General features: G+C 72.2%; 15 protein-coding genes. 8 read left to right on the top strand and 7 right to left on the bottom strand.

Annotated features, from left to right (window positions below):
- The first annotated feature begins 290 nt into the window (after nucleotides 1-290).
- From CCO04_RS03755 to CCO04_RS03730, 6 genes are all read left to right on the top strand, one after another.
- Nucleotides 291-1,727, top strand: a complete 1,437-nt coding sequence (locus CCO04_RS03755) for a sensor histidine kinase (RefSeq protein ID WP_215812739.1) — start codon at nucleotides 291-293, stop codon at nucleotides 1,725-1,727.
- A complete protein-coding gene (locus CCO04_RS03750; RefSeq protein WP_215812738.1) occupies nucleotides 1,724-2,410 on the top strand; it encodes a response regulator in 687 nt (228 codons plus the stop codon). The genes CCO04_RS03755 and CCO04_RS03750 overlap by 4 nt, the downstream gene beginning before the upstream one ends.
- Before the next feature lie 76 nt (nucleotides 2,411-2,486).
- On the top strand, nucleotides 2,487-2,942 hold the full coding sequence (locus CCO04_RS03745; RefSeq protein WP_215812737.1) for a UDP-N-acetylglucosamine--LPS N-acetylglucosamine transferase: 456 nt from the start codon (nucleotides 2,487-2,489) through the stop codon (nucleotides 2,940-2,942).
- On the top strand, nucleotides 2,939-3,457 hold the full coding sequence (locus CCO04_RS28270) for a glycosyltransferase (RefSeq protein WP_215812736.1): 519 nt from the start codon (nucleotides 2,939-2,941) through the stop codon (nucleotides 3,455-3,457). Before CCO04_RS03745 ends, CCO04_RS28270 begins: the two co-directional genes overlap by 4 nt.
- Nucleotides 3,454-4,857, top strand: a complete 1,404-nt coding sequence (locus tag CCO04_RS03735) for an exopolysaccharide biosynthesis polyprenyl glycosylphosphotransferase (protein WP_215812735.1) — start codon at nucleotides 3,454-3,456, stop codon at nucleotides 4,855-4,857. Before CCO04_RS28270 ends, CCO04_RS03735 begins: the two co-directional genes overlap by 4 nt.
- Before the next feature lie 33 nt (nucleotides 4,858-4,890).
- Nucleotides 4,891-5,685 (top strand): crotonase/enoyl-CoA hydratase family protein, encoded by a 795-nt coding sequence (locus CCO04_RS03730; RefSeq protein WP_215812734.1) that lies wholly within the window; start codon nucleotides 4,891-4,893, stop codon nucleotides 5,683-5,685.
- A gap of 23 nt (nucleotides 5,686-5,708) precedes the next feature.
- Here CCO04_RS03730 and CCO04_RS03725 read toward each other — a convergent pair whose 3' ends face one another.
- A complete protein-coding gene (locus CCO04_RS03725) occupies nucleotides 5,709-6,056 on the bottom strand; it encodes a hypothetical protein (protein WP_215812733.1) in 348 nt (115 codons plus the stop codon).
- Nucleotides 6,057-6,247: 191 nt separating this feature from the next.
- Nucleotides 6,248-6,652 (bottom strand): YjbQ family protein, encoded by a 405-nt coding sequence (locus tag CCO04_RS03720; RefSeq protein ID WP_215812732.1) that lies wholly within the window; start codon nucleotides 6,650-6,652, stop codon nucleotides 6,248-6,250.
- Nucleotides 6,653-6,928: 276 nt separating this feature from the next.
- Here CCO04_RS03720 and CCO04_RS03715 point away from each other — a divergent pair, with 276 nt between their 5' ends.
- The gene (locus CCO04_RS03715; RefSeq protein WP_215812731.1) at nucleotides 6,929-8,461 is read left to right on the top strand and encodes a reverse transcriptase domain-containing protein; all 1,533 of its coding nucleotides are present in this window, start codon (nucleotides 6,929-6,931) and stop codon (nucleotides 8,459-8,461) included.
- 112 nt (nucleotides 8,462-8,573) lie between these two features.
- On the top strand, nucleotides 8,574-8,732 hold the full coding sequence (locus tag CCO04_RS03710) for a hypothetical protein (protein ID WP_215812730.1): 159 nt from the start codon (nucleotides 8,574-8,576) through the stop codon (nucleotides 8,730-8,732).
- Here the strand turns inward: CCO04_RS03710 and CCO04_RS03705 are convergent.
- The 5 genes from CCO04_RS03705 to CCO04_RS03685 all read right to left on the bottom strand — a co-directional run bounded on the left by CCO04_RS03705 (nucleotide 8,695) and on the right by CCO04_RS03685 (nucleotide 13,610).
- Nucleotides 8,695-10,395 carry a hypothetical protein gene (locus CCO04_RS03705; protein WP_215812729.1) on the bottom strand — a complete coding sequence of 567 codons (1,701 nt, stop codon included), beginning with the start codon at nucleotides 10,393-10,395 and terminating at the stop codon, nucleotides 8,695-8,697. The two genes, CCO04_RS03710 and CCO04_RS03705, sit on opposite strands and share 38 nt — an antisense overlap.
- An 85-nt stretch (nucleotides 10,396-10,480) precedes the next feature.
- Complete coding sequence (locus tag CCO04_RS28265; RefSeq protein WP_215812728.1) at nucleotides 10,481-10,777, bottom strand: DivIVA domain-containing protein; 297 nt, start codon at nucleotides 10,775-10,777, stop codon at nucleotides 10,481-10,483.
- Nucleotides 10,774-11,703, bottom strand: coding sequence for an oxidoreductase (locus tag CCO04_RS03695; protein ID WP_215812727.1), 930 nt, complete (start codon nucleotides 11,701-11,703; stop codon nucleotides 10,774-10,776). The genes CCO04_RS28265 and CCO04_RS03695 overlap by 4 nt, the downstream gene beginning before the upstream one ends.
- Before the next feature lie 8 nt (nucleotides 11,704-11,711).
- Nucleotides 11,712-12,527 carry a maleylpyruvate isomerase family mycothiol-dependent enzyme gene (locus tag CCO04_RS03690; protein WP_215812726.1) on the bottom strand — a complete coding sequence of 272 codons (816 nt, stop codon included), beginning with the start codon at nucleotides 12,525-12,527 and terminating at the stop codon, nucleotides 11,712-11,714.
- 51 nt (nucleotides 12,528-12,578) lie between these two features.
- The gene (locus CCO04_RS03685) at nucleotides 12,579-13,610 is read right to left on the bottom strand and encodes a family 43 glycosylhydrolase (protein WP_215812725.1); all 1,032 of its coding nucleotides are present in this window, start codon (nucleotides 13,608-13,610) and stop codon (nucleotides 12,579-12,581) included.
- Between the last annotated feature and the right edge of the window lie 45 nt (nucleotides 13,611-13,655).

The raw sequence follows: 13,655 nt of genomic DNA, 5'->3' as shown, positions 1-13,655 counted from the left end.
TGAAGATGCTCGACAAATCGGGCCCAAAACCCAAATATTAGGGACGTTCCGGCGTTCCGGGTGCACGACCGCGAGTGCCGCGCATAATCGGCTGCATGGCGAGTCCGCATCCGGACCGTCAGTCCCGTCACCAGCGCACGGTGAACTCTCGGGCGGTCACTCGACGACGGTCCTTTACCCAGATCGGGGCAAGCGCGCCCCCACAAAGTCAGCACTGGCCGGCCGGCCAGGGGCTGTCCCGCCTCGCACGTCCCTCACCCCTCGGGTGGACGCTGCTGCTGACCGCCCTGATGCTGCACCCGTACGCCGTCCTGCTGCTGCAGAGCCCGACCCTCGACCCGATGGCCGCGGCGGGCGGGGTGTGCATGGTGCTCGCCGAGCTCGTCCTGCTCGGCAGTGCACAGGTGCTGACGTTCGACGCCCGCATCGACCCGAACCTGATGCGCTCGCGGCTCGCGGCCGCAGCCGCGCTCGTCGCGGTCCAGGACCTGCCGCTCATCGTGTGGGCCCTCGCCGACCCGAGCCAGACCGGGCAGACCTACCGCCTCTCGCTCGGCCAGTTCGTCACGTTGGCCGCGGTCCTGGCGCTCGTCGCGCACGGCGCCCGCGGCACCCGGCTGCCCCGCATGAACCCGATGGCCACCGGGCTGCTGCTCGGCCTCCTGGTGCTGGGCGTGCGGCTCACGCTGATCCTGACCGGCTTCTCGGCGTACCTCGACATCCACCGGCCCCTCGACATGGCCATGATCACCGCGACCGCCGGGCTCATCGTCCTCATGTGCGTCCAGCTCGTGCGCTCCCCGCTGCCGCACTGGGCGGCGCTGCGGGTCGGGACCGGGATCGTGCTGCTGTTCGTGGCCCGGCTGTGGGCGAGCATCCTCGAGGCACCGACGCCACCGCCGATCACGGTCATCGCCCTGGTCCTGTGCAACGCGCTGATCCTGACCACGGTGATCAGCCTGCTGTTCGCCACCCTGACCGACACCCGGGACCGCGAGTCCCTCCTGCTGCACCGGGCCGCCGTCGCCGAGGCCACCGTGCAGCACGACCGCGAGGTCGTGCACGAGGTCCGCGCCGCGACCGCCGGCATCGTCGCCGGGGTGCACCTGCTGGCCAGCGACCAGGTCCCACCCGGGCCACGTCGCGACGCCCTGCAGCGGATGGTCGACGTCGAGGCCGAACGGCTGCGCCGGCGGGTCGCCGACGAGCCCGAGGAGAGCGTCGCCCAGCTCTCGGTCGACGACCTGGTCGAGCCGCTCGTCATCGCCCAGGAGGCCCTGGGCCACCGGGTCACCTGGCGTCCCGGCGGGCTGCACGTCGTCGGCCGGCACGACGGGATCACCGAGGTCCTCAACATCCTGCTCACCAATGCCCACCGGCACGCGCACGGCACCGCCACCACGGTCGCCTCCCGCGTCGTCGGGCGCGAGGTCGAGATCCGGGTCTCCGACCACGGGCCGGGGATCGACCCCGCCCTGCGCTACCACCTCTTCCAGTGGGGCGCCCGCGGCACCTTCTCGACAGGCCAGGGCATCGGCCTGCAACGCGCCCACCGACTGATGCTCGAGCTCGGTGGCTCCCTGCGGCTCGGCTCCGGCCGGCCCGACCGCGGTGCCACCTTCGTGGTCACCCTTCCGCACGCAGACACCGATGCCGACGTCGCCGCTCCCGCGCGTCCGCTTCGCCTCAGCTCCTCGGGCGAGCGAACGACGGGAATGGCTGGATGAACGGATCACCTCACCGCCCGATGCGGATCACCATCATCGACGACCACGCGCTGTTCGCCGAGTCCGTGGCCTTCACCCTCGAGGCCGAGGGCTATCTCGTCCGGCGGATCGACCTCGCCGACCACCACACCACGCTCGCCACGGTGCTCGCCGCGGCCGCCCGCAACGCACCCCGCATGGTGCTGCTCGACCTCAGCCTCGGCCGGCTCGGCGACGGCATGCGGCTCATCGCTCCCCTCAGCGCGACCGGTGCGGCCGTCATCGTGATCACCGGGAGCGTCGACCGCTCCCGGTGGGGCGAGGCCGTACGCCACGGCGCCAAGGCCGTCCTGCTCAAGACCTGTCCGCTGAGCGAGGTCATCGCGACCGTACGACGGGTCCGCGACGGGCTTCCCCTGATGACACCGGAGGAACGGGCCGCGCTGATCGAGGTCGCACTGCACGACCGCGACGAGCTGCGCGACCTCCGCTCCCGGCTCGAACGGCTGACCCGCCGCGAGTCCGAGGTCCTCGGTGCCCTCATGACCGGCGCCCAGGTGCGGGAGATCGCACGGTCCAGCGTGGTCTCCGAGGCGACCGTGCGCTCGCAGGTGAAGTCGATCCTCGCCAAGCTCGAGATGAGCTCGCAGATCGCCGCCGTGGGTGCGGCGTTCAAGGTCGGCTGGCACCCGCCCGAGCACTGACGCGGAGGCCGGAACGCCTGTCCCTATGCCGCATTTGGGGCATGTCGTCGTGCTCGCACCTCCCTAGGGTCTCTGCATGCGCCTGTTGCTGGTCTCGTCCTCCGGAGGACATCTCGCCCAGCTCCTGTGCCTGCGCGGATGGTGGGAGAAGCACGACCGGCACTGGGTCACCTTCGACACCGAGGACGCCGTCGCCAAGCTGGAGGGCGAGGACGTCACCTGGGCGCACCACCCCACGACGCGCAACCTGCCGAACCTGCTGCGCAACACGGTCCAGGCACGCGCCGTCCTACGCCGCTTCGACCCGGACCTCGTCGTGACGACGGGGGCCGCGGTCGCGGTGCCGTACTTCTGGCTGGAGCACACACACCGGCACCACGCCCGGACCGTCTACCTCGAGGTCTACGACCGGATCGAGACGCCCACGCTGACCGGACGCCTGTGCCGGCCGGTCACCGACCTCTTCCTCGTGCAGTGGCCCGAGCAGCAGCAGCTCTACCGCTCCTCCGTCGTGGTCGGTGGGCTGTGGTGAGCCCGCCGCGCCGCCGTCCGCGCGAGGCCCCGCTCGTCGCGGTCCTCGTCGGCACCGACCACCACCGCTTCGACCGGCTCGTCGCGTGGGCCGCGGATCTCCAGTACCAGGGCGCCTTCCGGGTCCACGTGCAGCACGGTGCCACCCCGCTCCCGCCGGCCATCACCGGCTCCACGATGCTCGGCCCGGACGCGCTGGCCGAGCTCCTCGACCGCGCCGACGCGGTCGTCACCCATGCCGGCCCGGGCATGATCATGGACGCCCGCGAGCACGGGCACACGCCCATCGTCGTGCCCCGCGACCCGGCGCTGGGCGAGCACGTCGACGACCACCAGCAGCGCTTCGCCCGGTTCCTCGCGCGCAGCGGCACCATCGTGACGGCGTACGACGCCACGGAGCTGCGCGCCCGCCTCGACCTCGCCGTCCTGCTCGGCCACCCGCTCCCCGCGCACCGCGCGGCCTCTCCCACGCTCGCCCGTTTCGAGGCGCTGGTCGAGGACCTCGTGCACCGATGACCGTCGTCGAGGCCCGCCTGCAGGCGCTGACGACGACGGGGACCCGGACCGCCGTCCGCCGGATCGTCCGGCACCGCACCGGCCGCCTGCTCATCGCCGGGGACGCGGTCGCCGCCGTCCTCGTCGTCTTCCTCGCCACCCTCGCCGGCGGCGTGCACCGCGGCCCGGACGCCCTGCTGTTCGTGCCGATCTGGCTGGCCGCCGTCGCCACCACCGGCGACTACCGCCTGCCCGGCTCGATCGCCCTCCGCGGCCACCGCCTGCTCCTCGCCGCACTCGTGCTGCCGACCGCCGCGCTCCTCACCGCCGAGGCGATCGGATACCCGCTCTCCGCCCTCACCGTCACCACCGTCTGCGCGGGGACCGCGACCCTCGGCATGGCCGGACGACGACTGCTGCCCGCCGGGCCGTCGTACCGGGTGGTCGTGGTGGGCGGCGCCGCCGCCCTGCCCGGCCTGGTCGACCGCCTGGTCCGCACGCACCCCCACCGCTTCGCGGTCGTCGGCGCCTGCGTCGCCGCCGGAGCGCCGCCCCGCCTCGGCGACCTCCCCCTCGGCCAGGGTCTCTCCTCCTGCCCCGACATCGTCCTCGCCGGCGACGCCGACGCCGTCCTCCTCGCACCCGACCCGGCGATCGACCCGGCCGCCGTACGCCGGCTGCGCTGGCGGCTCGAGGACGCCGGCCTCGCCGTCTTCGTCTGGGCCGGCCTCGACATCTCCCCCGCCGGCCGGACCCGCCTCGACCTCGACGACGACCTCCCCCTCCTCCACCTCGACGCCCCGCGCCGGATGGGCCCCACCCACGCGGTGAAGCGCCTCCTCGACCGCGCCCTCGCCCTGCTCGCCGTCCTGCTGCTCACGCCCTTGCTGCTCGCCCTGGTCATCGCGGTCCGCCTCGACTCCCCCGGCCCCGCGTTCTACCGCCAGGTCCGTGTCGGCCGCGGCGACTCCCGCTTCACGATGTGGAAGCTGCGCACCATGCACTGCGACAGCGACTCCCCCGCCACCCTCGCCGCCCTCGCCGCCGCCGACCACGGCAGCGGCCCCCTCTTCAAGATCGCCCGCGACCCCCGCGTCACCCGCCTCGGGTACTGGCTGCGGCGTACCTCGCTCGACGAGCTGCCCCAGCTCTTCAACGTCGTCCTTGGCCAGATGTCCCTCGTCGGCCCCCGCCCCGCCCTCCCCGCCGAGGTCGAGCGCTACCACCCCGACGTCCGCCACCGCCTCGTCGTGCACCCCGGCATCACCGGCCTGTGGCAGGTCTCCGGCCGCTCGGACCTGTCGTGGGAGGAGTCGGTCCGGCTCGACCAGGAGTACGTCGACGACTGGTCGCTGCTGCTCGACCTGCGGATCGTCGTACGGACGGTGGGAGCGGTGCTCCGCGGCCGCGGTGCCTACTAGGACTCGTTGTTACTTGCGAGTAGTATCGGCCCCATGAGCCACGTGACCTGCACGATCTCCGACGGCATCGCCCACGTTCGCCTCGACCGCCCGGAGAAGCTCAACGCCCTCACCCTCGACATCCTCGACGACCTCGTCGCCACCGCCCACGACCTGCGCAAGGACAAGACCCTCCGCGCCGTCGTCATCAGCGGCGAGGGCGACGCCTTCTGCGCCGGCCTCGACTTCGCCTCCGTCCTGCGCAACCCCACCGGCGTCGCCAAGGCCTTCGTCCCCCGCCCCTGGCGCGGCACGAACACCTTCCAGGAGGCCCCCTGGGCCTTCCGCCGCATCCCCGTCCCGGTCATCGCCGCCGTCCACGGCCACTGCCTCGGCGGCGGCCTCCAGATCGCCCTCGCCGCCGACTTCCGCATCGCCACCCCCGACTCCCGCTGGTCCGTCCTCGAGGGCAAGTGGGGCCTCATCCCCGACATGTCGGGCATCCAGTCCCTCAAGGAGCTCGTCGGCATCGACCAGGCCAAGCTCCTCACCATGACCGCCGAGATCTTCGACGGCTCCCGCGCCCACGACCTCGGCCTCGTCACCACCCTCTCCCTCGACCCCCTCGCCTCGGCCCTCGCGCTCGCCGACGAGCTCTCGGCGAAGTCACCCGACGCACTCGCTGCTGCGAAGCGGCTCTTCAACTCGACCTGGAACGCGTCGGCTCGTCGTACTTTCGGGCGGGAGCGGGTCGAGCAGGCGTTCCTGCTCGCGGCGCGCAACACGAAGGCGGCTCGGGAGGCGGCGTTCGGGAAGGCTACGGCGTCGTACGGGCCTCGGGGGCGGTAGGCCACCCCGGGGCGGTTCTCCGATCACCGCAGGCGGCGCAAGCGCCCTTCGAGCAGCCCGATGGCCCGCCTGTCGATCTCGCCTACCGTGCTCGGGAGCGCCCCGCTGGGCTCGCCGAAGCCTTGCCCTGACCCAGCAGCAAGAACCTCGCCCTCTCCCAACGCCAGGTACACATAGCTCGCCTCGTCCACCGAGCCCAGCGCTTCGCGTCCTCGCAACCAGTCGAGAAGAGCCTGCACTCCACAGGCATCCTCGATCGCCGGCTCGGCGAGCATCCTGATGCCCCGGCTGGAGATGAAGAACGCAGCCCAACCCGAAGGACGCTCGCCCGGAAAGGTCGGCTCCCAGCGGGCGTTCCGGGACATCGCCATCCCACCACTCCGTCCCATCAGGCTCCCGGTGCGTCCTCGTGCGAACCGGGAGGCCCGTCTCGGGCTCAACCCCTGACGCAACATGGGCCTGCTCAGGGTAGAGGACTCCCCCACTGCCTTTCAGCCACCGCGGAGTGTCCTGTGCGAGCCGCTGCGTCGCTGCGACTCGTCATCCGCATCGGCCATGCGCGTTACCCCGCCAAGAAGCTGAACCGCACCTCCCGCACCTCGTTGTCCACGTTCAGGTCCACCAGGCACACGCTCTGCCACGTCCCCAACAGCATCCGCCCACCCACCACCGCCACCGTCGCGTACGGCGGCACGAGCGCCGGCATCACGTGCGAGCGGCCGTGCCCGGGGCTGCCGTGGCGGTGGCGCCAGCGGTCGTCGGCGGGGAGGAGGTCGCGCAGGGTGGCGAGGAGGTCGTCGTCGCTGCCGGCGCCGGTCTCGAGGATGGCGAGGCCTGCGGTGGCGTGGGGGACGAAGACGTGGAGCAGGCCGTCCCCCCTCCCCGCCACGTACGACGAGCAGTCGGCCGTCAGGTCGAGCACGGCCTCGCGGTCGCCGGTGCGGTAGGTCCTGGTCTCGGTGTCCACGACGCCCATCCTGCCCGGCGGTACAGCACCAACCGACCTGTCCATTTCAGTCTTGCTCTGGACAGATGATGTCGAGCATGCGATTCTCGCTCCAGGTCTCAAGAGAGACTAGGCAACCTTCCATTTCGGCGCAGGCAGGCCTGATCAGCCCCTGTTCCCAAGGGGATCTCCGGATCCCGCAACTGCATATTTTGCGTTGAATGTTTTGAGTTGGTTGGAGGCCGCGAAGGGGGCTCGGGCACGCCCGGGCCCCCTTCCTCGTAGAGAGGTGTCGGCATGTGGGGCGGGCTCGAAGAAGCGATCTACAATGCGGCGACTCGCCAAGTCGCCAAGCACGAGGCGTACTTTCGCTGGGTCTACGAGGAGAACCGGCGGCGAGCGCGGCGGAGCACCGCCGCCGCGGCGAAAGTGCAGATCCGGCGGCCGCGAGTCTGGACACTCGATCCGGGCTTCGACCCTTACCTGGTGCGAGCTCGATCAGCCACCATCGCGCACTCCATGACACGCGCCCTCAAGCGCGGCGTCTACACGCCACACCGACCTGCCGGGCGACTGGTAGAGAAGCGCTCAGGTGGATACCGCACGGTCAGCATGTTTCCGATTGCCGACGAGGTGATCTCGAACCGGGTCTATTCATCTCTCATGGACAAGAACCGTCCGCTACTCAGCTCGAGGTCGTACGCCTACCGCCGCGACCTGAGTCCTCATGACGCCATCCTTCACATGCGCGCCGAGTTCCAACAGAGCGCGCGACTGTTCGTAGCGGAGTACGACTTCAGCAAGTTCTTCGACAAGATCTCCCACCAGCACATCTGGACCTGCATCGACTCCCTCAACATCGTCCGCACTCCGAGAGAAGAGGCCCTTGTCGAGGCCTTCCTCGCTACCCCAGAGCCATACCTCGACGCCACAGCCAAGGCCAGCCACGCCACCAGTCGAACGATCGGCCTCCCGCAGGGGACATCGCTGAGCCTGTTCCTCGCCAACCTGGCCGCCTCTCCCCTCGACCGCGCACTTGAGCGTCTTGGCGTCAACTTCGTCCGCTACGCGGATGACACCGTCATCTGGAGCTCCAGCTACGACGCCGTGTGCGAGGCCGCATCGGCGCTCCACGAACTCTCCGAGACGATCGGCTCGCCGATCAACTCGGACAAGAGCCCCGGTGTGCGGCTGCTCCGCAACGGAGTATCCGCACCCCACGAGATGAAGAGCACAGCGTTCGTCGAATACCTCGGACACGCCGTGGAGCTTCGATCGATTCGGATGCACGACGACGCCGTACGACGCATCAAGGCGAAGGTCAATCAGCTGATCTTCACCAACCTCCTCCTTGAGCCGCTCCGAGGAACCCAAGACACTTCGCGAATCGGCAAGAACGATCGCGACTACGTCGTCTACGTTTGGCAGCTCCGCCGCTACCTCTACGGCAGCCTCAGCGAGGCTCAGGTTAGGCGGTTTCAGAACGGCCAGGTCCCACCGATGAGTTTCAAGGGTGCGATGTCCTTCTACCCGCTGGTGAACGACGCAGAGAAGCTGGCGGACCTCGACGCATGGATCACGACCCACACGTGGCTCGCACTTCAGAAGCGGCGAAAGTTGCTGGCGGCGGCAGGCGTCGCGTCGTCCCCCGTCGTCTGGCAGGTCCGGCGCGAGAAGCTCCATAGCTTCAGCACCACCGCCACCGCGACGGGCGCACTGATCGACCTTCGACTGCCCAGCGTGTGCCGCATCTCCAGCCTGATCCAAGACGCAGTGAAGCGGCATGGAATCGCAGTAGTCGCCGGCGGCGGCGCTCTCTACAACTACTGATTCCTTCCCTCGCTTGGAGTTCGGGCGCCTGATTCGAGCGATGAGTGTCGAATCCGGCCGAGGTCATACGTGGAGAAGGTGAGAGCACCACCGACCAGACGGGAGCAGGGCCATGTGGGAGACCGCGAGCATCCACGAGCACCGCCAGCACCTCAGCCACGACCTGCCGTGCCCGGCCTGCGGCCACGCGGCCCACACCTACCTCGCGTGCAGCGACACGTGCGCCTGCGCGCCTACGGTGATGCCGGGCGAGCTGCCGATCGCCGCCTAGCCACCTGGACGACGGCGGCCCAGGCTGCCGCCGACTGCATCGTCCAGTGCACGGGCAGCAGCAGGGCGCGGGTGGCGGTGGCGAGGCCGTGACGTCGTGCGGTCAGTCCCACCGCGGCCAGGACGGCGAGCCCGAGCCCGGTGGCGACGGCCAGTACGGCGGTGCCGGCGCCGGGGGCGCCGAGGCCGTCGCGGAGGGCGAGGGCGGCCAGCGACAGCAGCGCCACGGCGTAGGGCAGGAAGACGGTCAGGGCACCGCGTCCGGCGCGGGCGCCTCCCAGCGCGGCGGCGTACGTCGTCGCGCGGGCGGTCAGCCAGTCGTCGGCGCCGAGCTCGCGGCTCCGGGTCGAGGACGACGCGAGCGTGGCCACCCGGACCGAGCCGGGCAGGTCGGTTCCGAGGACGGCCCAGCCGCCCAGCCGACGCAGGAGCGGGAGGTGGGCGTGGACCGACGTCCGCTCGGTACGGCGGACGTCCGCGCCGGGCGTCGTCGCCGCCGTGTCGTCGAGCAGCAGGGCGCCGTCGACCTCGGCCAGGCCGGTGAGCAGGGTCCGGCGATGCCGCCAGAGCCGGTGCTGCACGTCGAGGACGCCCAGGGGCGGCCGGCCGTCGGTGTCGGGCAGGTGCGGGTCGAGCTGCTGGTCGAGGTCGCCTTCGAAGGCGGCGACGGCGCTCCGGAGCTGGTCGGGCGCGGGGACCTCGTCCTCGGCGTAGGCCACCACGTAGCGACCGTGGGCCAGGGCGAGGCCGTCGTCGTGGGCGAGCTCGCGCCGAGCGAAGCGGTCGCCCGCGATGGGGACGACGCGGACCCAGTCGGGCGGCGCCGCCCGCCGGATGCCGGCCTGCGTCGCGACGTCGTCCTCGGCGACGAGGAGCAGCACGTCCAGCTTGGCCGCGGGGTAGTCGAGCGCCGCGAGGTTGGCCATGGCCCGCCCGGCCGCGCGCGAGCCGCCGGCCAGCCGGACCAGCACGGAGTAGACCGGGAGGAGCGTGTCCGACGTCGCGCCGCCGGGACGACGTCGCAGCGCCGCCCGCACCGCCGAGGTCACCAGCGCCAGCGTCGCCAGCAGGAACAGCACGGACGTCGCGGCCGCGAGCACCGCGACCACGCCCACCGGCACGAGGAGCAGCACCGCTGCGGCAAGCGCCGCCATCAGCGCCGGACCGGCCGGCCGGACCGAGCCGACCGGGCGCGCCACCGGACCTCGCCAGGAGCCGGCACCGGATCCCCGGACGCTCCGACGCCGCGCCGCGGCCGCCACGTGGTCGAGATCGCGCTGGGTGCAGGCCACCAGCTCCAGCCGCCAGCCGGGATAGCGCTCGGCGACCTCGTCGAGCAGGTCCGGGCCGGGCCGCACCGTTGTCGCCACGACCAGCGCCCGCGAGGCACCGGGACCGCACGCGACCCAGCCGAGCGCGGCCGTCTCGACGATCTCGCCGTCGGTCGCGAAGCCGGGCTGCGGGGGTTCGCGAACCAGGTCGCGCAGCGCGAGCTCCCACTGGCGGGCCAGGGCGCCGTAGAGCTCGGGGCGCTCCAGCGACCCGCTCTCGAGGAGGTGCTGGCCGAGGTAGCCGCCCTCCGCACGCTGGCGGCGCAGCGCGTCCGTCAGCTGTGCGTCGTCGATGCGCCCCTCGCGCAGCAGGCGATCGCCGATCCGGTCCATCAGTCACCCTCTCCCGCAGCAACGCTACGGGCACCCCACCAGGGCGTCAGGGGAAGCCCCCGGAAATGTCCGATCGGACATTTCCTCAGCGCACGTCGCGCCGGAGGACCTCCTGCAGGAACTGGTCGACCTCGTCGGTCGCGTACCCCTCGCGCAGCTTGACCAGCGGGAACTGCGCCGCCTCGACGATCCCGCGCACCGACCGCCCCGCCCGGAACGCGTCCACGAGCCGGTCGAGCAGCTCGTCGACCGACCGCATGTCGTAGCCCTCCCGGAACCGCACCGCCTTGAACCGCGCCGTCTCGACGAAGCGCGCGTTGTCATCGCCGCCGTCGGCGGCGCCCTCGCCGGCGTTCGAGCCGTACCGTCCGAGCCCGCTCACGGGTACTCCAGGTCCACGGTCTCTTCGCTGATCTCCCACAGCCGGCGCGCAGCACCCTCGTTGCGGGCCAGCTTGCTGCGCCCGACGATGCGCGGCGGGCCTGCCATCTGCTGCAGCCCGCTCGGCCCGACGAAGGTGTTGCCGGGCAGGTCGGCGGTCGCGGCCATCAGGGACGGCCAGGCGCCGGCGGCGGCCGACTGGGAGACCGCCTTGACGCCGGCGTCGAGGATCGAGGCGATACCGCCGGCGGAGCGGCCGTACTGGCCGTTGGCGGCGAGGTGGGTGCCGGCGAAGCCCGGGTGGGCGGCGAGGGCGCGGACGGGCAGGCCGGCAGCGGTCAGGCGGCGGTCGAGCTCGGCGGTGAAGTAGAGGTTGGCGAGCTTGGACTGCCCGTAGACGCGCCACTTGCTGTAGCGGCCGCGCTGCTCGCGCGGGTCGCCGAGGGGCGCCTTGCCGGCGAAGTTGTGGAACATCGAGGACACGGTGACCACCCGGCCGTCGGCGCTCTGGACGAGCTGCGGGAGCAGCAGGCCCGTGAGCAGGAACGGGCCGAAGTGGTTGGTCGCGAGCTGGAGCTCGAGCCCGTCCGCCGTCCGCGAGTACGACGTCCCCATCACACCCGCGTTGTTGACGAGCACGTCGATCGCGCCCACCTGCGCGACCGCAGCCGCCGCGGTGCGCACCGAGCCGAGGCTGGCCAGGTCGAGGTGCAGCGCCTCCAGCGCGGCGTCCGGGACCTCGCCGCGGATGGCGCCCACGGTCTCCTCGACCTTGGCCGGGTTGCGTCCGGCGAGGATGACGCGCGCCCCGCGCCGGGCCAGCTCGAGGGCGGTGTGGTGACCGAGGCCGCCGAGGGTGGGGCCGGTGACGACGATCGTGCGGCCGGTCTGGTCGGGCAGGTCGGCGACGTTCCACTTGTCGGACATCGGTTCCCTCACGGAGTGGTGGCGAGCCGGGCGACGATGCTGCGCCCGAGCTCCTGGTCGCCCGAGATGGTGACGGCGCCGTCGGCGGCGGGACGGCGCCCGCCGGCGAGGACGATGAAGCTCTCGCGGTCCATGGACAGCGCGACGGTCGGTCCGGCCGGTACGTCGGGCAGCCGCCGCGCGCGGCCGTCCTCGCCGATGACGACGGCGATCGGCTCGCTGCCGGCGACGTCGAGCACGGCCGTCGTACCGACCGGCGGGGCGACGCGCTTGCCGAGGACGAAGCCGAAGCCCTCGGCGAGGTAGTCGGTGGTGTGCCGGGCGGCCGCCGAGTCCATGCCGCCGGGACGGCCGGTGGCGCGGCGGATGTCCTGCTCGTGCATCCACACGTCGAGGGGCCGGTTGCGCAGGAGGGTCCGCTGGTTCCAGCCGATCATCCCGAAGATGCCGGGGGCGGGCGCCGCCGCGTCGTCCGGTACGTCGGCGAGCAGCGCCGCGCGCCGGGCCCCCGTGCGCGTGCGGATCTCCTCGACGATCGCGGCGGGCGCGACCTCGCGCCGGGTGACGACGCCGATCTCGGTGAACTGGCCCATCGGGCCGGTGATGTGGGGCGCCTCGCCGATCTCGGCGGTCTCGTTGGGTCCGCCGCCGAGCAGCGACTCGAGGTGGGCGGTGTGCGAGACGACGGCCTTGACGTCCCAGCCGGCCAGGTCGGTCTCCCGCGCCCAGTCGTCGGGGTCGAGCTGGTCGAGCAGCGCGACGAGGTCGCCGATCGCGCTCCACCAGGTCTCGACGTAGCCGGCCAGCAGCTCGCGGTCGCTCATGGCGCCGATGCTAGCGAGCCGGGCCGCACGAGACCGCGCAACACGTCAGCGTCAGCGCAGGTAGCGCTTCACGACCGGCACGCCGGAGCGGAAGACCAGCCGCGCGGCGTACATCGCGCGCCGTGCCTTCTGCTCGCCACCGTTCCAGCCCCAGAACGCCCCACCCTTGGGGATCGTCGAGCTGCGGCGCACCCAGCCGTGGAAGTACAGCGTCGCCTTGCCCTTCTGCACGACGACGTCACCGCCGCCCGGACCGCACAGGCCGCCCGTCGAGGCCCGGTCCAGGAGCACCCCCTGCGGAGCGGCGGCCCACGCGGTGAGCGAGGTCGAGCGCCGCCACGTCTGGTGATAGCTGCAGCGGGCGAAGTCCCCCTCGGAGGCGAACAGGTAGTAGGCGCCGCCGGTGCGCAGCAGCACGGGGTTCTCCACCACCCCGGGCGAGCGGACCAGCTCGACGCTCGGCCCGCGCGCCTTGCGCCCGGCGCCGTTGAGCGGCAGCAGCCGGACCGAGGACGGCTTGCCGTCGGTCTTGTAGAGCAGGTAGCGCCGCCCACCCTCCTCGTACGCCGACGGGTCGATCACGCCGCGACTCGGCAGCCCCGGTACGGCGACCGGGTCGCCCGCGGCCGGCACCTTGGCCCGCGCCGGGCACACCAGCGGCGCCGTGCCGACGGGCCGGAACACCTCCAGCGGACCGCGCGCGACGGCGACGCCGATACAACGACCCTCCGGGCCCAGACCCCGCACGGGGACGGCGAAGTAGAGCACCCAGCGATCCCCGATCCGGGTCAGGTCGGCCGCCCAGATGGCGCCCTTGCGGGCCCAGGCAGGACGCTCGGCGAGCACCGGCTCGGTCCAGCGCCACGGGCGACCGGGCTCCTTGACGGCACGGTCGACCTGCTCGCCGGTCGCGACGACGACCAGCCGCTTGCCGACCGCGACGACGCTCGGGTCGCCGACGTTGCCGGCCAGGACCGGCTCCGGGTAGCGCTCCTCGGCATGCGCGGGCACGGGCCCGGACGCCGCCACGAGGGCGGACCCGAGCAGCACGGGCAGCGCGAGGAGCAGCAGACGACGAAGCACCCGCGCACCCTAGGCGAAAAGCAGCGACGGCCGCCCCGGTTTCCC

It is taken from the genome of Pimelobacter sp. 30-1 (assembly GCF_018831735.1).
Classification (GTDB): domain Bacteria; phylum Actinomycetota; class Actinomycetes; order Propionibacteriales; family Nocardioidaceae; genus Nocardioides.
This window is presented reverse-complemented; position numbering and strand designations above follow the sequence as displayed.